Genomic DNA, 19,002 nt, shown 5'->3' with positions numbered 1-19,002 from the left:
CATGTCCCAGGGATTGCTCGATGCACAAAACGGCGCGCAGCCGTCGAAGGGCGGCCAGAGTGGTGGCATCACGCGCCGCACGTTCCTGAAATTCGGCGTGACGGTGGGCGCGGCGACGGGCGGCGGCTTGCTGCTCGGCTTCAGCATGCCGGCGGTCAGCCAGGACCAGAAAGCCGGCAAATCGGTGATCGGCGGCGACGGCAATGAAGCGCCGCAAAACGGCGTGTTCGCGCCGAACGCGTTCATCCAGATCGACACGGCGGGAAAGGTCACACTGGTGATTCCGAAGGTCGAGATGGGCCAGGGCGTCTATACGTCGATCCCGATGCTGATCGCCGAAGAACTCGAAGTGCCGCTCGACTCGGTCACGCTCGACCATGCGCCGCCGAACGAAAAGCTCTTCATGGACCCGCTGCTCGGCGGCCAGCTCACCGGCGGCTCGACGTCGATCCGTTATGCGTGGGAGCCGATGCGCCGCGCCGGCGCGGCCGCGCGCACCGTCTTGATCAGCGCCGCCGCGCAGCAGTGGCAGGTGGATCCGGCCAGCTGCCATGCGCAGGCAGGCCAGGTGATTCACGCGGCCAGCAATCGCCGCATCGGCTACGGGCAATTGGCCGGGGCCGCCGCGAAACTGCCCGCGCCGCAAAACGTCAAGCTCAAGGACCCGAAAGATTTCAAGCTGATCGGCACGCCGGTCAAGCGCCTCGACTCGCCGGAGAAGGTCGACGGCACCGCCATGTTCGGCCTCGACGTACGCGTGCCGGACATGGTCTACGCGGCGATCGCGAACTGCCCGGTGTTCGGCGGCACCCTCGCGAGCGTCGACGACACCAACGCGAAGAAGATTCCCGGCGTGCGCCAGGTCGTCAGGATCGACAATGCCGTGGCCGTGATCGGCGACCACACGTGGGCGGCCAAACGCGGCGTGCAGGCGCTCGATATCAAGTGGAACGAAGGCGCGGGCGCGAATCTCTCGATGAAGCAGATCGTCGACGATCTCGCCGATGCGTCGCAGCGCAGCGGCGCGGTGGCGCGTAAAGATGGCGACGTCGGCAACGCGTTTTCGAACGCGAAGACACGCGTCGATGCGGTCTATCAGCAGCCATTCCTCGCCCACGCCACGATGGAGCCGATCAATTGCACGGTCCACGTGCGGCCGGACGGCTGCGATATCTGGCTCGGCTCGCAAGTGCCGACGCGGGTGGTGGATGCCGCTGTCGCCGTGACCGGTTTGCCGGCCGGGAAGATCGTCGTGCACAACCATCTGATCGGCGGCGGCTTCGGCCGGCGGCTCGAGTTCGATATGGTGACGCAGGCAGTGAAGGTCGCCAAACAGGTGTCGACGCCGGTGAAGGTCGTCTGGACGCGCGAAGAGGACATCCAGCACGACATGTACCGGCCTTATTACTACGACAGGATTTCCGCCGGGCTCGACGCGAACGGCAAGCCGATCGCATGGCAGCACCGGATTGTGGGCTCGTCGATTCTGGCGCGCTTCGCGCCGCCCGCGTTCAGGAACGGACTCGATCCGGATGCCGTCGAAGTCGCCGCGGACCTGCCGTACGACTTGCCGAATCAGCTGGTCGACTACGTGCGTCAGGAGCCGCATATGGTACCGACTGCCTTCTGGCGCGGCGTGGGCCCGACACGCGGCACCTTCGTGGTCGAGAGTTTCATCGACGAACTGGCCGCGCAGGCGAAGATCGATCCGGTCAAATATCGTCAGGGCCTGCTCGGCAAGACGCCGCGCGCGCTGAATGTGCTCAACACCGCGACGCAGGCCGCGAACTGGGGCAAGGCGGTGCCGAAGGGGCAAGGGCGCGGCGTCTCGGTGATGCACGCGTTCGGCAGCTTCTTCTCGATGGTCGCCGATGTCACGGTCGACAAGGGCGAGGTGACGGTGAAGCGCGTGGTGTGCGCGGTCGACTGCGGCATGGTGGTCAATCCGAACACGGTGGAAGCGCAGGTGCAGGGCGGCATCATCTTCGGCATCACGGCGGCGCTTTATAGCGAGATCACGATCAAGGACGGCCGCGTCGAGCAGAGCAATTTCACCGACTACCGGATGCTGCGCATCGATCAGACGCCGGCCATCGAGGTGCATATCGTGAAGAGCAGCGAGGCGCCCGGCGGCATCGGCGAGCCGGGCACGGCGGCGCTCGCGCCCGCTCTCGCGAACGCGATCTATGCGGCCACCGGCAAGCGGCTGCGGCAATTGCCGGTCGGCAGCCAACTGCAAACTGCCTGACAGCTTTGCATGGGATCGGAGTAAGCACTAAAGCGCTAACTCCGATCGACAGCTTTGCATGGGATCGGAGTAAGCGCTAAAGCGCTAACTCCGATCGACAGGAGCCTGACATGAAAAACACCCTCAAGGGTTTTGGTGCGGCGCTGTGCGTGGCGCTGCCGTTCCTGACGCCGGCTTCGGCGCGCGCCGCCGACCAGGCGCTGGTGCAACGCGGCGCGTATCTCGCGAAAGTCGGCAATTGCGTGGCCTGTCATTCGGCGCCGAAGGGCAAGCCGTTCGCGGGCGGCCTGCCGATGACCACGCCGATGGGCCAGATCTACACGACCAACATCACGCCCGATCCGGCCACCGGCATCGGCAGTTACACCGAGGAGGACTTCGCGAGGGCGATGCGCGCAGGCGTGGCGAAAGACGGCCACAACCTGTATCCGGCGATGCCGTATCCGTCCTACGCCAAGGTCAACGACGACGACATGAAGGCGCTCTACGCGTTTTTCATGAACGGCGTCGCACCGGTGCAGCAGGCGAATCGCGAGCCGGACATCAAATGGCCGTTGAACATGCGCTGGCCGTTGAAGATATGGAACATGGTGTTTCTTGAGAAGGGCGTCTACCAGAACAAGCCCGGCAAGGATGTCGCGTGGAATCGCGGCGCGTACCTGATTCAGGGCCTGGGGCACTGCGGCTCGTGTCACATGCCGCGCGGCATCGCGTTCCAGGAGAAGGCGCTGGATGAATCCGGCAGCGCCTTCCTGACCGGCGGCCTGCTCGACGGCTGGTTCGCGGCGAACCTGACCGGCGAACACAACGTCGGTCTCGGCCGCTGGAACGAGCAGGATCTGACGGCGTTCCTGAAGACCGGCGCGAATCGCCATGCGTCGGCGTTCGGCTCGATGACCAGCGTGATCAACAACAGCACGCAGGCCATGAACGACACCGACATCGCCGCGATGACGACGTATCTGAAGTCGTTGCCGCCGGCGGGCGGCACGGGCGCGGCGCCTTACACCTACGATCCGCGGACCACGAAGGTGTCGTTGAACCGTCCCGCGAACGATGCCGGTGCGCGCGTCTACACGGCGTATTGCATGCACTGTCACGGTGTCGATGGACGAGGCTTCGCGCCGATGCTGGCGCCTTTGGCCGGTAATCCGAACGTGCTGGAGAAGGACCCGTCGTCGCTGATCAACGTGACGCTGAACGGCACGGGCGATCTGGTGATCGGCGGTATTCCCGCGCCGTACCCGATGCCGAAGTACGCGCCGGTGCTCAACGATCGGCAGATCGCCGACGTGCTGACGTTCGTGCGCGCCGGGTGGAACAACGGTGCGCCGGCGGTGAGCGCGGAAGACGTGGCGAAGCTGCGGAAGTCGACGCAAGCAGCGCGGTAATCACGCCAAATAGGCAAAAAAAAAGCGGCAACCGTGTAGAACGGTTGCCGCTTTTTTCATAGCCGCAAATCGATCACCGATGCTGCCCGATCTTCTGCCGCTTCTCCAGCACTCGCGCATACCACGTCAACGGGAAGCACATCGCGAAGTAAATCATCGCGACCAAGCCGTAGATCGGGAACGGCCGGAACGCGGCATTGGTGATCATCGTGCCGGTCTTGGTCAACTCGGTGAAGCCGATGATCGACGCAAGCGCGGTGCTTTTCACCACTTGCACGAGAAAGCCGACCGTCGGCGCAACCGCGATTTTCAGCGCCTGCGGCCACACGATATAGCGCAGTTGCTGACTGAACGTCATGCCGAGACTGGCGCCGGCTGCCCACTGGCCGCGCGGCACCGCTTCGACACAGCCGCGCCAGATATCGACTAGATACGCGCTCGTATAAAGCGTCAGCGTGACGGCCGCCGCGACCCAGGGCGACACGTCGACGCCGAGCAACGGCAGCCCGAAGAACGCGAGAAACAGCTGCATCAGGAGCGGCGTGCCCTGAAACACTTCGACGTACACCACGACGATGCGGCGCAGCCACGGCAACGGCGAAACGCGCATCGCCAACAACAGCAGCCCGACGATGCCGCCGCCGACAAACGCGATCAACGACAGCAACACTGTCCAGCGGGCGGCAAGCAGCAGATTGCGGGCGATGTCCCACAGCGTGAATTCGACCATGATCAACGCTCCGTCGGCAGAGCGCGTGCGCCGCGCCAGGCGAAGCGCGTGCGCCAGTTGCGCGGCGCGCTGCCGGCGCCTCGCGCTGCGCGGCCGGCGAACAGTCCGCGTCCAAATCGGTTCAATAATTGCCGCAACAGGATCGACAGCAGCAGGTAAGTGGCGGTGATGATCACGTAGCTTTCGAACGAGCGGAAGTTGCGCGACTGGATGAAGTTGGCCGCGTAGGTCAGATCGGGCACTGAGATCTGCGACACGACAGCCGAGCCGAGCATCACGATCAGCACCTGGCTCAGCAGCGCCGGAAACACATTGGCGACCGCCTGCGGCAGCACGACATAGCGAAACACCTGGCGGCCATGCAGGCCAAGCGCCTGCGCCGCCTGCACCTGGCCGCGCGAAATCGAATCGATGCCGGCGCGCACGATCTCGATCGCGTAGGCGCCGAGATTGACGGTCATCGCCAGAATCGCGGCCTGGATTTCGTCGATATGAATGCCGAGGCTCGGCAAGCCGAAGAAGACAAAGAACAACTGCACGATGAAAGGCGTGTTGCGGATCAGCTCGACATAGCTCGCGACCACCCAGCGCGCCCACTTCGGCCCAGCCACCGCGACGCTCGCGCCGGCAATCCCGACCAGCCCGCCGAGCAGGGTGGACACGGCCGTGAGCCCCAAGGTCACGGCTACGCCGCGCGCAAGCATCCCCGCATAGAGGCCGAAGCCGCTGAAATCGAACGCATAGGTCATGGCGTGGCGCTCATCGTGAGGTCAAACTCCAGCGCGGACGCCCCGAAGGAAGTCCCCTTGGGGGACCGGCAGGCCAGTCCGCGCAAAAAAGGTTTAGAGGTCGGCCGGCAGCGGGGCGCGCAGCCATTTCTGCGAAATCGCGTTCATCGTGCCGTCCTTGCGGGCCCTGGCAATCGTCTCGTCGATTTTCTGCTTCAGACGCGGCTCGTTCTTGTTCAAACCGACGTGATCCGGGGAGCTGAACAGCGAAAACTTCTGCTCCGGATCGTTCGCCGGATGGCGCGCGAGGATCGTCGCACCGACGTCGTTGCCGACCACCATCAACTGTACCTGACCAGAAATAAATGCCGAAATTGCGCCGTTCGGATCGTCGAAACGTTTGATGTTCGCGCTGGGCGGCGCGATCTTGCTGACGCTCAGGTCCTCCAGCGTGCCGCGCGCGACCGAAATCGACTTGCCGGCGAGGTCGGTGGCGTTTTTCACGGTCAGGGTTTTCGAGCCGAAGACGGCGAGGTAGTAGGGGGCGTACGGCTGCGAGAAGTCGATCACCTTTTCACGTTCCGGCGTCTGGCCGACCGACAGCAGCATGTCCGCCTTGTGATCGGCAAGGTAGGCCATGCGGTTGTCGCCCGTCACCTGGACGAGTTCGACCTTGGCGTTGAGCGCACGGCCGATCAGGTTGGCGACGTCGATGTCGTAGCCCATCGGCTTCATGTCCGGGCCGATCGAACCGAACGGCGGGTAGTCTTCGAATACGCCGATGCGCACCGTGCCGGACCTGGCGATCGTGTCGAGCGCATCGGCATGGGCGGCCGACGGAAAAGCGCACAGCGCGCCGAGGCCCGTGAAGGCCAGGGTCGCGGCGAGCGTGGCGAACACGCGGCGAGTGGTTGATTTGGCAGTCTGGTTCATGGTCGTTCCTCTGTCGAAAACGTCGGTGGTTTTAATAAGCGGATTTCAATGGGCAGCGCGGGCGGCGATCAGTTTGCACGCATGCGGTGGCAATTCCGCGTGCACCGGCATGCCGAGCGCGAGCCCCGGCGTTTCGCGCGGCGTCGTCGCGGCTGTCAGCGTGAAGCCGGTGCAATCGAGCGTTGCTTCGAGCGAGGCGCCGACGTCGCGGATAAACGTCACCGTGCCCGCGAGGCGATTCGGCCCGGCATCGTTGCCAGAGTGTTGCGTGTGGAGGCACTCTAGGTTTGCCAAAATCCTCCAACAAACGAAATATGCGCATGGAGTCCATGACGTAATCTCATGCGTGAGCCGTTGCGCGATGCTCGTGGCGGGTTCGTTTGACGCAGCAGGAGCGCCGATGCAGTGGCGCATGCGGGTTAACATCCATGATTTTTACGTGGGCGGGCATCTGTGGAGGTATGAGGAAAGCTCGGTTCTGGTGCGGCAGGCGGGGACCTTTGCCCAGCGTCGGTGCAAGACGCCGCGCCGAACCTCGAACCGGGGTTGTGACATGAGCAGAGTGCATGCCCCCGGACTTGTGCCGGCTCGTGTGGAAATTTCGATTCGCGTATGCTGTGGGCTCAGCGGGCGTGGCGGCATGCAGCGCCATTCGTCCCCGCAATGATTTTTCCTGATCCTGGACTATTTCAATGCGACGTCTTCCGCCGCTCAATGCGCTGCAGATTTTCGAAACCGTTGCGCGGCACCGCAGCTTTACGCGCGCCGCCGCTCATCTGTGTCTGACGCAAGGCGCGGTCAGCCGGCAAATCATCGCGCTCGAGGATTACTACAAGTTCCCGCTCTTCAAGCGTCATGCGAAGGGTTTGACGCTCACCGCCGAAGGCGAATTGCTGCTGCCGGCAGTGAAAGAGAGCTTCGCGCGGATTGAGGAGATTTCGCTGCGCCTCACGCGCCAGCGCACCGATCTCGCGCTGAAAGTGCCGACCTGCGTGATGCGCTGGATGCTGCCGAAGATCATGCGCTTCCAGTCCGAGTATCCCGATCTGCATGTGCAGATCACCACCACCTGGCAGCATGACGTCGATTTCCAGCTCGAGCCGTTCGACGCGGCGATCATCTATGGATCGTCGCCGGGCGTGGATGTGCAGACGGTGCCGTTGTTCGAGGAGCGTTTGACGCCGGTGTGCGCGCCCGATCTGCTGAAGGATAAGCCGCTGGCGCAGGTCGCCGATCTGGCGCGCCACACGCTGCTGCATCCCACGCGCGATCATCGCGACTGGAAAATGTGGCTCGCCAAGGTGACCGAACTGGATGCCGCGAACACGCAGGGTATCGACGCCGAACACGGCCCGAGCTTCGATACGCTCGATATGGCGACCAACGCCGCGTTGCAGGGCTTTGGCGTGGCCATCAGCGATCTCGCGCTGATCGACGAGGATGTCGCGGCCAAGCGTCTGGTGCGGCCGTTCGAGACCGTGCTCAAGACCGGGTGGCGCTATTACTTCGTTTATCCCGACTCAGTCGCGCATCAGCAGAAGCTGAATCTGTTTCGCGACTGGATCGCGGCGCATTGGGACGAGTAGGTTTGCTCGCCCGGACCTTCGTTCTGCGACGCCGCGCCGTCAGGGCGCGAACGACATAAACAGATAGGCCGCGAACAGCGACAGATGCACCGCGCCTTGCAGAATCGTGGTGCGGCCGGTGCTGAGCGTGAGCGTGCCGACCAGCAGCGTGAGAACCAGCAGCACGGTTTCCTTGCCGTCGATGCCCAGCACGAGCGGCTGACCGCTCCACAAAAACACCACGGCGACGGTCGGAATGGTCAAGCCGATACTGGCGAGCGCCGATCCGAGCGCGAGATTCAGGCTGTTCTGCAAGCGGTCGGCACGCGCCGCGCGCACCGCAGCGAGACCTTCAGGCAGCAGCACCAGCGCCGCGATCACGATGCCGACCACCGCCGGCGGCGCGCCCGCGTCCTTCACCGCGCTTTCGACCACCGGCGACAACACCTTCGCCAGCAACACGACGGCAACCAGGCACACCATCAGCAAGCCGCCGCTCGCCAGCGCGGCGCCGACGCTCGGCGGCGCCGCGTGGACGTTTTCATCGGGCACGTCGGCGAGAAAATAGTCGCGGTGGCGCACGGTTTGCACGAACACGAACACGCCGTACAGCACCAGTGACGAGATCCCCGCGAACGCCAGTTGCGACGGCGACAGCACCGGACCGACGCTGGTGGTCGTGTAATTGGGCATCACCATGGTCAGCACCGACAACGACGCGAGCACTGCCAGCGCCGCGCTTGCGCCACGAATCTGAAAGTCCTGCTCGCGGTGCCGGATGCCGCCCACCAGCAAACAGATGCCCACGATCCCATTGCAGACGATCATCACCGCCGCGAACACCGTGTCGCGCGCGAGGCCGGCTTTTTCCGGGCCGGCGCTCAGCATCACCGAAACGATCAGTGCGACCTCGATCACGGTGACGGCCACCGCCAGCACCAGCGTGCCGAACGGCTCGCCGACCCGATGCGCGACGACTTCCGCATGATGAACCGCCGTGAAGACCGCGCCGCACAGCGCCGCTCCGACCAGCGCGAGCAGCACCGCATGGCCCGGCATGGCGTATGCCACGCCCAGCACGATCCACGCGACGAACGGCGCGGCGATGGTCCAGCGGGGCAAAGCGGTCGCGGGCGTGGTCATTCAGGACTTCCTTTCTAATGCTTATATTTAACGGGCGCGGCAGGCGCCGGCGAGCGGCGTCTGCCGCTTCAGCGAGCGAAAATGCTAACTTATCGTCTCAACAATGATATCTAACATATTAAATTATAAAGGATTTTTTCTTGTCGCGTGTTTGCCGGTCCAGGCGATATCTGGCGATGACACAGATTCGTCCGCTTCGTGGCGGCCGGCAATCGTGCTGCATTCATGGATGGGGTCCGCAAAATCGCGCGGAAAATGCCGTGCAGTTTCTCGTGCCGAAACGCTGGCGGCGCTGAACGGCGGGGATGCCTGCGGCTGGGGAAGCAACCGGTTGAATCGAACCGGACGCAACGCTTCACGAGGAAGCTTTGCGCCCGGGTATAGCGCTACGGCAGGCTGACTGGGGTTTACTGGCCGATCGGACGGGTCGTCAGCGCATTCTTCACCGACGTCACGCCGGCTACGCCTTGCGCGGTCTGAGTCGCCAGATCGACTTGCTGCTGCTCGGGCACGGTGCCTTCCAGCGTCACCGCGCCGCCGCGTGCGCGCACCGTGATGTTGGCCACGCTCAGACCCTTTGCCTTCGACAGCGCGCTGCGCACCTTGCGTCCCAGTGCACGATTGGCCGCCTTGTCGGCTTTGCTCGGCTTGGCGGTTGCCGACGATGCAGCGGCAGGCGCCGCGGCATCGCTGCTTTGTGCGTACGCATTGAGGGACGCCAGAACGATCAGCGCGCCGCCGATCATCTTGATTGCGGGGAATGCTTTCATTCAACTTTCTCCTTTTGTCATGAATACAACGGCCCCTGGATGGAGCCGGTGTACTGCACCAACGGGTACTTCGGGATCGGAACTGAATGGAACCGTGCTGCGGGTCGTGCGATTTCTTGCAATCTGTCTGCTGATCAGGCGGGCCGAGGCTCACGCGTGCCGGCAAAGGCTGTGCTGCAGGCCGGAAACACACGATACTCCAATTAGTGCCATGGTGATTGCGCCGGTGCGCCGAAGTGAGGCTTTGGTGCAACGAATCGGCCGATGAAAGCAGGCTGATGGCGCTGTATCGCTGGGTGCGCTTCGAACAAGGTCGAACTGAATGCCGAATCAGCCGCTTCCCATCATCCCATTGCTTCGTGACGATTTGCCGCTCGATACGGTCGAACTGGCGCGCTTCATGATCGGCAAATACCTCGTGCACGATCTGCCGGAAGGCCGCATTAGCGGGCGGATTGTCGAGACCGAGGCGTATCCGGTCGGCGATTCGACCAGTCACGCGTTTCACGGCCGCCGTTCGTATAACGGCTCGATGTTTCGCGCGCGCGGGCACGCCTATGTGCGCCTGACCTATGGACTTTCGTACATGCTCAACATGTCCGCGGAAGCGGAGGAGGTCGGCGCGGGGATTCTGTTTCGCGCGATCGAACCGCTCGAAGGGCTGCCCCTGATGGAGGCGCGGCGGCCCGGCGTGCCGCTGCGCGACCTGGCGCGCGGCCCGGGACGGATGACTACGGCGCTCGGCATCGGCCAGGCATTCGACGGCCGCGATCTTTGCACCGGGCGCGGCCTGTGGATCGGTGTGATCGAAACGGAACAGATGCGGGTTGGGGTGACGACGCGCATCGGCTTGTCACGCGAGATGCATCGGCCATTGCGGTTTTTCGAACCGGGCAGCGCGTTCGTCAGCGGGCCGAGAAAGCTGTTGATGCCGCGCTCCGCCGATTCGACGGACACGCAAATTTGACCGCGGATGGCACGCGCCGCGGCAAAACATACTCCGTGCGGGCGTGTTTTCGAAACGTCAGACGCAAAGGGTTACGATGCCGACAATTATTATGTAACGCTACAGCTCCGGCCGTAGCCAACCGGAAGTTTCTGCGCATTCTTTCGATTCGAACAATTATGTATCTCGAAATTAAGGGTTTTCCCTCGGCGATCTGATGACTAGACTCCAATCACTCGCTTCTCACAGGGCGTGTCAAGCGAAGCAAAAAATCAAGTCTGGAGGTCAATGATCATGAAGTCGCTCATCAAGGCAGTCGCCATTGCAGTCGTTCTTGCAGCACCGGTCGCTTCGTTCGCTCAATCGAGCCAGGAGCCCGCGACCCGCGCACAAGTGCGCAACGAATTGATCCAGCTGGAACAAGCTGGTTACAACCCCGCCGTCACTAATGACCCGACCTATCCGGCCGACGTCCAGGCCGCTGAGCGTCGTGTCCAGGCACAAAACCCGGCAGTCGCGCAAACTCAGCAACCGGTCGCCGACACCAGCGGTTACGGTGCGCCGATGAGCGGTTCGTCGCAGTCGGGCGCGGTGCTCCGGCCGTCGGGTGATCCGAAGTCGGTTTATTTCGGCAACTGATCCGGGTCGCCAAGCCGGCCGGCGAGCCGGCAGCAAACCCGGGTCGCCAATCCGGCCGGCGAGCCAGCAGCAAACTAATGGCGGGGCGCGTGCGCGGGTTATCGAGCCGGGCGCGCGCCGCGGCGGCCAACATGCAGTCAGCAGTTTGAAGTGGTGAGAAACATGCGTGCCGCATAGAGAGCACGCACGACAACACATTGCGGTCCTGACACCAGGCGGCGCGTGCAGCGGCATGTTCCGCTTGCTGGTTCAACCGGCCGCGCCGCGCACGTCGCGGTCCGCCCTTCAAGGAACCTCCGGTGCCGCAAGGTAGCTTCGCCCAACCTTTTTCAAGGATTGGGCTTTTTTTGCGCCTTTCTGTGTGTCGTGTCTTGCGGCGCGCGGGAACGTCAGGGCCGTTCGCCGTGGAGACGTTCGCCGTGGATATAGAACTCGAGCTGCTGAATGGTGAATTGCTGTTCAGCGATGATGTTCTTCACCAGGTCGCCGATCGACACCATACCGACCAGTCTGTCGTTGTCGATCACCGGCAAGTGGCGCATGCGGCGTTCGGTCATCAGCGCCATGCAGTCTTCGGTGGACTGGTCGGGGCGGACGAAGCGCACGGCTTTGCTCATGATGTCGCGCACCGGGGTGTCCTTCGACGACCGGTCCATCAGGACGACTTTGCGCGCATAGTCGCGTTCCGTGACGATGCCGGCGATGCTGTCGCCGTCCGTCACGACCAGCGCGCCGATGCCTTTTTCGGCCATCAGCTTGATCGCCTCGTAGACGGAATCCCCGGCCCCGATCGTATAGACGATGGTGTTGTTCGGTTTCGTTTTAAGAAGTTGTGCAACGCTTGTCATGGAGCGGCTCCGTTTCGCAATGCAGCACGCCGGCGCGGCGCGCTGTCGTGAGGGACAGGCGTTTCCAGTATAGGCTTGACCTGCAATCGGGTACATCGGGAATACCTGTGGCGCGCGGCGCGTCAATCTGAGGTATCCACGCGGCGCGCACCGGTTCCGTGCGCGGTGCATGGACATACAGGTGCAGCGAGCCGATTAGCGGTAAACTCCCAGTCCATACCTTATCCCCGGTTTGATCGGGTTCATGTCAGCACCACTGTCCAACGCCATGCTCACGTCTCACGATCCGTCGCAAGCAACAGACGGCGAAATCAGCGGCGAGTGCGTCGTCCTCGACGCCACCGCCACGCTCCCCACGCGCTACGGCACGTTCACCTCCTACGTGTTTCGCGTGGTCGAAAGCGGCGCCGAACATCTCGCGCTCGTGATGGGCGATGTCGCCAACCAGTCGTCGGTGTTGACGCGCCTGCATTCCGAATGCCTGACGGGCGACGTGCTCGGCTCGTATCGCTGCGACTGCGGCGAACAGCTCGATCTGGCGCTGCGTTATATCGCGGCCGAAGGTTGCGGCGTACTGCTGTATTTGCGCGGCCACGAAGGGCGCGGCATCGGCCTGTCGAACAAGATTCGCGCGTACGCGCTGCAGGAGCAGGGGCGCGATACCGTGGAGGCCAATCTCGATCTCGGCTTGCCCGACGACTCGCGCGAATATGATTCGGCGGCAGGCATTTTGCGCACCTTGAAGGTCACATCAGTGCGCTTGATGAGCAACAATCCGGAGAAATTCGACACGCTGTCGAAGCACGGCATTCCGGTGTGCGAGCGGGTCGCGCTGGCGATCCCGATGCGCGAGGAAAACGAGCGTTATATCCGCACCAAGCAGCTGAAGTTTGGACATTACTTCGACGAGAACGAGTAACTGCGTTAAAGGTGAATTAAAGGGGAAGCGCGCCGGTCGCCGCTTGCAAGCGGCGACCGGCGTTGCGGCGTCGATTTCGACGGTATAACGGCGCGCTTCAATTCAGTTCGCGTCACGACACGACACGACAGCTTAAAACAAACCAAAGTCGTCGTTGCTGTCGGGAATCGCGTTGAGTACATCCCGAAGCGCACGCCAGCCGATCAGTCCCGCGAGACTTGCCAGCAGCATCGCTAGCCAGTAGCGAGGGATGCTGATGTTTGTGCGCGTGGCGAAGCTTCGCTTTGCCGCCATGTTCCGCGATGCCATCGATACGCGTAGCAGAGGGCAGGTGTACATGCCGTGTCTCCTATGACGTGCGCATTCAGCGTGCCGCCGCAGCCGCGGGGACTGCCGCCACGCGTGACAGGATCGAAGCGAACACGTCCGCGAGAGCCGTGGCGCCGAAGCGCCGTTCGCTGATTTCCGCTTCGACGTCGATGCGGCCGGCGTTGTGCGCGTCGTACAGATCGGTGATCAGGCGCGCGTAGTTCGCCCCGAGTCCGGCGCCCTGGAGCATGGCGGCCCATTCGCCGCGCGGCATGTCGTGTGCGACGATCTCACGGTGAGTCAGTGCGCCGAATGTGCGCGCAACGTCGAATGCACTGACGCGCTCCTCAGCTTCGATGCTGACCACGCGTGGCGATACCCTGGCCGGGCGGTCGTCGAGCAGCAACTCGGCGGCGAGCAGTCCGACGTCCTGTGCGGCAACCGTCGGAAACAGCTTGCTCAACGGATGATGCAGGCTCGGCAGCACACCTTTGGCGAGCGCGATCGGCAGCACGCGAGCCCAGTTCTGCATATGTTCGGCGGCGCGTAAAAAGATCAGCTGAGTGGCGACGGGCGCAAGTTGCGTCTCGAGGTAGTGGAACAAGGTCGTGATACCGGTGCCGTCGGCGTGCTCCGCGCCATAGTCGGACAGTGCGAGCACGCGTTGCGGCGGGTTCTCGCGCAATGCGCCGGCGCCCACGTCGATCATGCGGCGCATCGTGGCGGCCGGATCGGGGTCGGTATGCGGCACGGGGCAAAGCATCTGCACGGCATACGCGCCCTCGATAGCCCGCGCAACCGAACGCGGATCGAGCAGGTCGGCCAGGGCAATCTCACAGCCGATGTCCGCGAGCAGTTCGCCTTGCCGCTCGCTGCGCACCACCGCGCATACCTCGCGGCCCGCCCGCCGCAACGCCGCGGCGCTCACTCGACCTACATGGCCTGCTGCTCCAAAAATCACAAACACGGTGGGCTCCTTGTCGGATTGGTGTGCTGTCATCATAGGGGCGCGCGAGTGGGGAGACGCGCGGGCAAGGATCGTGATGCGCAGATTCGGATGATTGGTTTTTTGTGGCGCCGCGGCACGGAAGATCAGGCGTCGGAGCAAGCCAGGCGAAACGGCGCAAAACACCGCACAATGCAGCTACATTGGCCGTCATCTACGAGGGAGCGCCATGAATGCCGTGACACCCCTACCGCAACCGCACAGCGGTTCCCGCATCGCCTTGCGTTCCAGCCAAGCGCTCGGCTGGCGGGGCTTTGGCGCGGAACTGGTTAGCGTCGCCGCCGGTCTGCACCGGATTCCTGCGCTCAAGCATCATCGTGTAGGCGTGCACGTCGGCGCGCCGGTGAGAGCGCGTTGCATGTGCAACGAACGCCGCTATTCGCGGATTCAGGCGCATGGCGATGCCGATGTGATTCCCGCGGGGCTCGACGGGCAGTGGACCGATGAATCCGCGTGCACGATTTTCAGCGTGTGGATCGCCGAAGACTTCGCGCGCAGGACCGTCGAGCAACTGGAACTGAAGTCGAGTGAAACTGGCCTTCGTCCGCAGTTTCAGATGCGCGACCCGCGCTTTCAGCATCTGACATGGGCGTTGCGCGCCGAACTCGAAGCCGACGATGCGTCCGATCCGCTCTACGCGGAAAGCTTGTGCACGGCGATGATCGTGCGGCTGATCGGCGGCGCGCCGATGCTCGACAACAAGCGCCGCACGCTCGCGCCGAAGACGGCTGCACGCGTGATCGACTTTATCGAAGCGCATCTGGATCAGCGTCTTACGCTCACCGAACTGGCTGCGCATGCGGAGTTGAGCGTGCCGCATTTCAAGGTGCTGTTTCGCGAAACGCTCGGCATGCCGGTGCATCAGTACGTGGTGCAGCGGCGCGTCGAACGTGCGAAAACGCTCTTGCTGAACGGCAAGCTGAGCGCGAGTCAGATCGCGCTCGATACGGGTTTCGCACACCAGAGCCATATGGCGCATTGGATGAATCGGTTGTTGGGGGTGACGCCGCGTGAGCTCGTCAAATCCAGTCCGGATGCAAGCAGCATCATCGATCTGAATTCGCTGAATGCCCGCCGCATCACGACACCCCGATAAACCTTCAACCCGCAGTGCAGTATCAGCAATCTGGAGTTCCCGCTCTATTGCCCTCAACCGATTTCCATAGCTAAATACGCGGACTTCGCAACCGGAGGCCGTTACATGTCGAAATCGAAGGGTTCTCGCATCGTCGCCTGGGCAATCGCCGCTGCTGTCGCCAATGCCCCGCTCGCCGTTCTTCTGACACTCGCGACGCCAGCCGGCATCGATCGCGCGGTCGCCGCCACGTCGAGCATCAGTGCCGACGATTACGCGGCAACCCGTTATCCGATCATCCTCGTGCATGGCCTCACTGGCACCGACAAATACCTCGGCGTGCTCGACTACTGGTACGGCATTCAGTCGGATCTTCAGCAGCATGGCGCGACGGTGTACGTGGCAAACCTGTCAGGCTTCCAGAGCGACGACGGTCCCAACGGCCGTGGCGAACAACTGCTCGCTTACGTGAAGCAGGTGCTCGCGGCAACCGGTGCGCAGAAAGTGAATCTGATCGGCCACAGCCAGGGCGGCTTGACGTCGCGCTACGTCGCTGCGGTGGCGCCTGAACTGGTCGCATCGGTGACGACCATCGGCACGCCGCATCGCGGCTCGGAGTTCGCCGACTTCGCGCAGGACGCGTTGCAAAAAGATCCGACCGGTTTGTCGACGCCGATCATCGGTGCATTCGCAAATATATTCGGCATCCTGACGAGTAGCACGAACAACACGAATCAGGACGCGGTGGCTGCGCTCCAAACGCTGACCACGGCGAACGTCGCGGCCTACAACACGCGCTATCCGAGCGCGGGGCTCGGTGCGCCGGGCTCGTGTCAAACGGGCGCGGCAACCGAGACCGTCAACGGCAACACGCATCTTTTGTACTTGTGGGCGGGCAGCGCCATTCAGCCGACCTCAGTGCTCGGCATCACCGGCGCCACCGATACGAGCGTCGCGCCGATCGATGCGGCCAATCTCCTCGACGCGTCGACGCTCGTGCTGTACGGCACCGGCGCCGTCATGGTGAGCCGCCAGTCGGGGCAGAACGACGGCCTGGTCTCCGTGTGCAGCGCGCTCTACGGTAAGGTGCTCGGCACTAGCTACAAGTGGAACCATCTCGACGAGATCAATCAGTTGCTCGGCGTACGTGGCGCGAATGCGGCGGACCCGGTCGCGGTGATCCGCACGCAGGCGAACCGGTTGAAGACGCAAGGCGTTTGAGCGGATGCGCCGGTTCGACGGGCAGCGGGGCAGTGCACGCAGTCAGTGGCTGGTGTTTTCGGCGGTGGGCGCTCTGTCAGCGGGCGCCGCGTTGTGGTTGAACGGCGCGCCGTCCGCGCGCGATGCGTCTGCCGCGCATTCGGCTAACGCGGCGAGTACCGCACAACCGCCGCTCGCATCGAGCCCGGACCCCGCCGCGCGCTTGCAAACTCCGGGCGCTTTACCGGCTTCGCTCGACGGCTCAGCGCCACCGCATCTGCCGACCGACGGCCGAGGTCATCTGGCGCACACGCGTGCGGTCCGCGATTTCTTCGACTACTTTCTGACGACGCAAAACGAGGTTTCGGCCGCCACGCTCGACGCATTGGTGCGCCGTCAGATCACCGCACAACTCGACGGCACGCCGGCCGCCGACGAAGCATTGGCCGTCTGGCAGCGCTACAACGCCTATCGCAGCGCACTCGCGCAGTTACCGCAAGCGCCGACGCAAAGCGGCGCAAAGAAGGATCTGGACGCGCTGCAACTTGCACTCGATCAGCGCGATGCATTGGGTACGCGGTTAATGGGCGACTGGAACGAAGCATTTTTCGGCGGGGAATCGCAGCGCCAGCACACGGATCTGGCGCGCCTGCGCATTGCGTCCGATACCTCATTGAGCGACGCGCAGAAAACCGCGCGTCTTGCGGCACTCGATGAGGCATTGCCGCCGGAAATGCGCGCGGCGCGTGAGCGCGCTCGGCAACAGCAAGCCTCGATCGATGCAATCAGCCAGGCGCAAAAGCAGGGTGCCTCGCCAGAAGCGCTGCGTGCGCAGATCACGCAAACACTCGGCCCCGAGGCGGCGGAGCGCGTCGTGCGGATCCAGCAAGCCGACAACGCCTGGCAAGCCCGTTACGCCGACTACGCAACCCAGCGTGCTCAGATCGACAAACAGGATTTGCCGCCGCAGCAGCTCGAGGCGCAGATCGCGCAATTGCGCCAGCAGTTCTTCGCGAACCCGAGCGACGCCATGCGGGCGGCGTCGCTCGATCGCGGTTCGGGAAGCTGAGCCGGCACGACGGAGACGGCGAAGGTGGCGAAAGCGGCGAATCAGCCCGGCGCTGCGCCGGTCAATTGCGAATACACATCATGCGACAGTTGCAGCAGCACCTTCCGGTCGATACCGCCTGACACCGCATAACCGAAGTCGCCGTCCACCCAGTAGAACACGTTCACCGGTCCGTCCTGATAGAGCTTGAACGCGGTGGTGTTCGCATTTGCCTGACGGCGCGAAATGCACAGTGTCACGCGTTCGCCGTTCGGGCCGCGATACATGAACTGCGCGGTCGGTCCGTCGGCGCCGGGCAGCAGGCGGCCGCCCGACAGGTTGAAACCGCTCTTCGACAGAATCGGCGGATGCACGTTCGTGCCGAGCCGGTTGGACAGCCACTGCACGAACTCCTGGTCGTGATCCGCGTCGATATCGGCGGGCCGGTCGATGGCGGGCATATAAACCACATGCGCTACCGCGGCTTGCCGCGCGAATCCTTCGGAGCCGTCCGTATTGACTGCGTGCGTGTCCGAGCCCGAGCGGCTCGCGAGCGGCGCGATGACGTCCTGCCCCATATGCGTGCCCACGCCGATGCCGATCCCCAGCACCAACGCCGCGGCCATACCGGCGAACTGCGGCCAGTTGGCGGCGATGCGCCAGCGGCGCCGACCGGCCGCACGCGCTTGCAGGCGCTTGGGCACGGGCTCGCTCAACACGCGGTCATAGCGCTCGTGGAACATGCTATTCAGCGAGAAATAATCGCTGACGCGCGCGGCCAATTCGGGGCTGTGTTCAAGCGCGCGCTCCACCGCGACACGGCGCTCGTCGGACAGCGTGCCGTCCACGTACGCGTGAAGCTCTTCTTCGCCGATCGGCAAGTGTTGGTCGCTCATCGCACCACCTGTAATTTCGCACCGGGCTGCGCGCCCGCCATCAATGCCCGAAGCCGCTCGCGACCGCGCGAAAGCCGCGACATCACCGTGCCGATCGGAATGTTAAGCGCGAGCGCCACGTCGGCGTAGCTCATTTCTTCGAGGCCGACCAGCAGCACCGCTTCGCGCTGCTCCACGGGCAGGCGCTGCAACGCATAGTCGAGGTCGCGCATTTCCAGTGAACGGGTCTGATCGGACGGCACGGCGAATTCGCTTTCGTGAACGCTGTCGTCGTCGACGGGGACGTGCACGGCGCGCACTGAAGCCTTGCGTGCCTGATTGGCGAACACGTTATGCATGATCGTGAACAGCCACGCGCGCAGGTCGGTGCCTTGCTGGAACATGCCGGTGCGGCCAAGCGCGCGTTCGAGCGTGTCCTGCACCAGATCGTCGGCCAGATCCCGGTTGTTGATCAGCGCTCGCGCATAGCGCCGCAAACGCGGCACATGTTCCATCAACTCGTCACGGACATCCATTTTTCATCCCAATCCTGGGGCTTCTCGTGGGGCGCCGGGTGGGCGGTCATTGCTTGGGCCACCACGCGCAATTCAGGTGCAAACACGCGTGGG

At 63.6% G+C, this 19,002-nt stretch carries 19 protein-coding genes and 1 pseudogene; 9 read left to right on the top strand and 11 right to left on the bottom strand.

What is annotated here, in order from left to right:
• Position 1 precedes the first annotated feature (1 nt).
• Together AC3WLT_RS24780 and AC3WLT_RS24775 are read left to right on the top strand one after the other, a co-directional pair.
• Complete coding sequence (locus tag AC3WLT_RS24780) at positions 2-2,248, top strand: xanthine dehydrogenase family protein molybdopterin-binding subunit (protein WP_492594318.1); 2,247 nt, start codon at positions 2-4, stop codon at positions 2,246-2,248.
• 110 nt (positions 2,249-2,358) lie between these two features.
• Positions 2,359-3,639, top strand: a complete 1,281-nt coding sequence (locus AC3WLT_RS24775) for a cytochrome c (protein ID WP_492594317.1) — start codon at positions 2,359-2,361, stop codon at positions 3,637-3,639.
• A 73-nt stretch (positions 3,640-3,712) separates the two neighbouring features.
• Here the strand turns inward: AC3WLT_RS24775 and AC3WLT_RS24770 are convergent, their stop codons facing one another.
• The 4 genes and pseudogenes from AC3WLT_RS24770 to AC3WLT_RS24755 form a co-directional block, all read right to left on the bottom strand.
• Positions 3,713-4,369 carry an amino acid ABC transporter permease gene (locus AC3WLT_RS24770; protein ID WP_492594316.1) on the bottom strand — a complete coding sequence of 219 codons (657 nt, stop codon included), beginning with the start codon at positions 4,367-4,369 and terminating at the stop codon, positions 3,713-3,715.
• Positions 4,370-4,371: 2 nt separating this feature from the next.
• The gene (locus AC3WLT_RS24765; RefSeq protein WP_492594315.1) at positions 4,372-5,118 is read right to left on the bottom strand and encodes an amino acid ABC transporter permease; all 747 of its coding nucleotides are present in this window, start codon (positions 5,116-5,118) and stop codon (positions 4,372-4,374) included.
• A 93-nt stretch (positions 5,119-5,211) separates the two neighbouring features.
• Positions 5,212-6,030, bottom strand: coding sequence for a transporter substrate-binding domain-containing protein (locus tag AC3WLT_RS24760; protein ID WP_492594314.1), 819 nt, complete (start codon positions 6,028-6,030; stop codon positions 5,212-5,214).
• Positions 6,031-6,075: 45 nt separating this feature from the next.
• Positions 6,076-6,282, bottom strand: a pseudogene (locus tag AC3WLT_RS24755) (TOBE domain-containing protein); the annotation flags it as partial.
• Between the two features lie 440 nt (positions 6,283-6,722).
• Here AC3WLT_RS24755 and AC3WLT_RS24750 point away from each other — a divergent pair.
• Positions 6,723-7,616, top strand: coding sequence for a LysR substrate-binding domain-containing protein (locus AC3WLT_RS24750; protein ID WP_492594313.1), 894 nt, complete (start codon positions 6,723-6,725; stop codon positions 7,614-7,616).
• 39 nt (positions 7,617-7,655) lie between these two features.
• Here the strand turns inward: AC3WLT_RS24750 and AC3WLT_RS24745 are convergent, their stop codons facing one another.
• Positions 7,656-8,738, bottom strand: a complete 1,083-nt coding sequence (locus AC3WLT_RS24745) for a calcium:cation antiporter (protein ID WP_492594312.1) — start codon at positions 8,736-8,738, stop codon at positions 7,656-7,658.
• A 407-nt stretch (positions 8,739-9,145) separates the two neighbouring features.
• Positions 9,146-9,508 (bottom strand): BON domain-containing protein, encoded by a 363-nt coding sequence (locus AC3WLT_RS24740; RefSeq protein WP_492594311.1) that lies wholly within the window; start codon positions 9,506-9,508, stop codon positions 9,146-9,148.
• Positions 9,509-9,830: 322 nt separating this feature from the next.
• Between AC3WLT_RS24740 and AC3WLT_RS24735 the strand changes: the two genes are divergently transcribed.
• Positions 9,831-10,475, top strand: coding sequence for a DNA-3-methyladenine glycosylase (locus AC3WLT_RS24735; RefSeq protein WP_492594310.1), 645 nt, complete (start codon positions 9,831-9,833; stop codon positions 10,473-10,475).
• Between the two features lie 273 nt (positions 10,476-10,748).
• Positions 10,749-11,093 carry a DUF4148 domain-containing protein gene (locus AC3WLT_RS24730; RefSeq protein ID WP_492594309.1) on the top strand — a complete coding sequence of 115 codons (345 nt, stop codon included), beginning with the start codon at positions 10,749-10,751 and terminating at the stop codon, positions 11,091-11,093.
• A gap of 389 nt (positions 11,094-11,482) precedes the next feature.
• Here the strand turns inward: AC3WLT_RS24730 and AC3WLT_RS24725 are convergent, their stop codons facing one another.
• Complete coding sequence (locus tag AC3WLT_RS24725) at positions 11,483-11,941, bottom strand: CBS domain-containing protein (protein WP_492594351.1); 459 nt, start codon at positions 11,939-11,941, stop codon at positions 11,483-11,485.
• A 268-nt stretch (positions 11,942-12,209) separates the two neighbouring features.
• Here AC3WLT_RS24725 and ribA point away from each other — a divergent pair, with 268 nt between their 5' ends.
• A complete protein-coding gene (ribA, locus tag AC3WLT_RS24720; protein ID WP_492594350.1) occupies positions 12,210-12,860 on the top strand; it encodes a GTP cyclohydrolase II in 651 nt (216 codons plus the stop codon).
• Between the two features lie 132 nt (positions 12,861-12,992).
• On the opposite strand, the gene AC3WLT_RS24715 is transcribed toward ribA, so the two are convergent.
• Complete coding sequence (locus AC3WLT_RS24715) at positions 12,993-13,199, bottom strand: hypothetical protein (protein WP_492594308.1); 207 nt, start codon at positions 13,197-13,199, stop codon at positions 12,993-12,995.
• 25 nt (positions 13,200-13,224) lie between these two features.
• Complete coding sequence (locus tag AC3WLT_RS24710; RefSeq protein WP_492594307.1) at positions 13,225-14,136, bottom strand: NmrA family NAD(P)-binding protein; 912 nt, start codon at positions 14,134-14,136, stop codon at positions 13,225-13,227.
• A gap of 208 nt (positions 14,137-14,344) precedes the next feature.
• Between AC3WLT_RS24710 and AC3WLT_RS24705 the strand changes: the two genes are divergently transcribed.
• The 3 genes from AC3WLT_RS24705 to AC3WLT_RS24695 all read left to right on the top strand — a co-directional run bounded on the left by AC3WLT_RS24705 (position 14,345) and on the right by AC3WLT_RS24695 (position 17,519).
• Complete coding sequence (locus AC3WLT_RS24705; protein WP_492594306.1) at positions 14,345-15,271, top strand: helix-turn-helix domain-containing protein; 927 nt, start codon at positions 14,345-14,347, stop codon at positions 15,269-15,271.
• A 105-nt stretch (positions 15,272-15,376) separates the two neighbouring features.
• Entirely contained in the window at positions 15,377-16,471 is a 1,095-nt protein-coding gene (locus AC3WLT_RS24700; protein WP_492594305.1) for a triacylglycerol lipase, read from the top strand.
• A gap of 4 nt (positions 16,472-16,475) precedes the next feature.
• A complete protein-coding gene (locus AC3WLT_RS24695) occupies positions 16,476-17,519 on the top strand; it encodes a lipase secretion chaperone (protein WP_492594304.1) in 1,044 nt (347 codons plus the stop codon).
• A 41-nt stretch (positions 17,520-17,560) separates the two neighbouring features.
• Here AC3WLT_RS24695 and AC3WLT_RS24690 read toward each other — a convergent pair whose 3' ends face one another.
• Together AC3WLT_RS24690 and AC3WLT_RS24685 are read right to left on the bottom strand one after the other, a co-directional pair.
• On the bottom strand, positions 17,561-18,394 hold the full coding sequence (locus tag AC3WLT_RS24690) for an anti-sigma factor family protein (protein WP_492594303.1): 834 nt from the start codon (positions 18,392-18,394) through the stop codon (positions 17,561-17,563).
• A complete protein-coding gene (locus tag AC3WLT_RS24685) occupies positions 18,391-18,909 on the bottom strand; it encodes a sigma-70 family RNA polymerase sigma factor (RefSeq protein ID WP_492594302.1) in 519 nt (172 codons plus the stop codon). The genes AC3WLT_RS24690 and AC3WLT_RS24685 overlap by 4 nt, the downstream gene beginning before the upstream one ends.
• Positions 18,910-19,002: the final 93 nt, after the last annotated feature.

The organism is Paraburkholderia sp. FW306-2-2C-D06C (assembly GCF_058781505.1).
The sequence above is the reverse complement of the archived record's forward strand: the minus strand, read 5'-3'. Positions and strand labels throughout refer to the sequence as shown.

Excerpts from the sequence above, each read along its gene's own strand:
- AC3WLT_RS24780 (WP_492594318.1), top strand. The coding sequence starts at position 2 with ATGTCCCAGGGATTGCTCGATGCACAAAACGGCGCGCAGCCGTCGAAG.
- AC3WLT_RS24775 (WP_492594317.1), top strand. The coding sequence starts at position 2,359 with ATGAAAAACACCCTCAAGGGTTTTGGTGCGGCGCTGTGCGTGGCGCTG.
- AC3WLT_RS24770 (WP_492594316.1), bottom strand. The coding sequence starts at position 4,369 with ATGGTCGAATTCACGCTGTGGGACATCGCCCGCAATCTGCTGCTTGCC.
- AC3WLT_RS24765 (WP_492594315.1), bottom strand. The coding sequence starts at position 5,118 with ATGACCTATGCGTTCGATTTCAGCGGCTTCGGCCTCTATGCGGGGATG.
- AC3WLT_RS24760 (WP_492594314.1), bottom strand. The coding sequence starts at position 6,030 with ATGAACCAGACTGCCAAATCAACCACTCGCCGCGTGTTCGCCACGCTC.
- AC3WLT_RS24750 (WP_492594313.1), top strand. The coding sequence starts at position 6,723 with ATGCGACGTCTTCCGCCGCTCAATGCGCTGCAGATTTTCGAAACCGTT.
- AC3WLT_RS24745 (WP_492594312.1), bottom strand. The coding sequence starts at position 8,738 with ATGACCACGCCCGCGACCGCTTTGCCCCGCTGGACCATCGCCGCGCCG.
- AC3WLT_RS24740 (WP_492594311.1), bottom strand. The coding sequence starts at position 9,508 with ATGAAAGCATTCCCCGCAATCAAGATGATCGGCGGCGCGCTGATCGTT.
- AC3WLT_RS24735 (WP_492594310.1), top strand. The coding sequence starts at position 9,831 with ATGCCGAATCAGCCGCTTCCCATCATCCCATTGCTTCGTGACGATTTG.
- AC3WLT_RS24730 (WP_492594309.1), top strand. The coding sequence starts at position 10,749 with ATGAAGTCGCTCATCAAGGCAGTCGCCATTGCAGTCGTTCTTGCAGCA.
- AC3WLT_RS24725 (WP_492594351.1), bottom strand. The coding sequence starts at position 11,941 with ATGACAAGCGTTGCACAACTTCTTAAAACGAAACCGAACAACACCATC.
- ribA (WP_492594350.1), top strand. The coding sequence starts at position 12,210 with ATGCTCACGTCTCACGATCCGTCGCAAGCAACAGACGGCGAAATCAGC.
- AC3WLT_RS24715 (WP_492594308.1), bottom strand. The coding sequence starts at position 13,199 with ATGTACACCTGCCCTCTGCTACGCGTATCGATGGCATCGCGGAACATG.
- AC3WLT_RS24705 (WP_492594306.1), top strand. The coding sequence starts at position 14,345 with ATGAATGCCGTGACACCCCTACCGCAACCGCACAGCGGTTCCCGCATC.
- AC3WLT_RS24700 (WP_492594305.1), top strand. The coding sequence starts at position 15,377 with ATGTCGAAATCGAAGGGTTCTCGCATCGTCGCCTGGGCAATCGCCGCT.
- AC3WLT_RS24695 (WP_492594304.1), top strand. The coding sequence starts at position 16,476 with ATGCGCCGGTTCGACGGGCAGCGGGGCAGTGCACGCAGTCAGTGGCTG.
- AC3WLT_RS24690 (WP_492594303.1), bottom strand. The coding sequence starts at position 18,394 with ATGAGCGACCAACACTTGCCGATCGGCGAAGAAGAGCTTCACGCGTAC.
- AC3WLT_RS24685 (WP_492594302.1), bottom strand. The coding sequence starts at position 18,909 with ATGGATGTCCGTGACGAGTTGATGGAACATGTGCCGCGTTTGCGGCGC.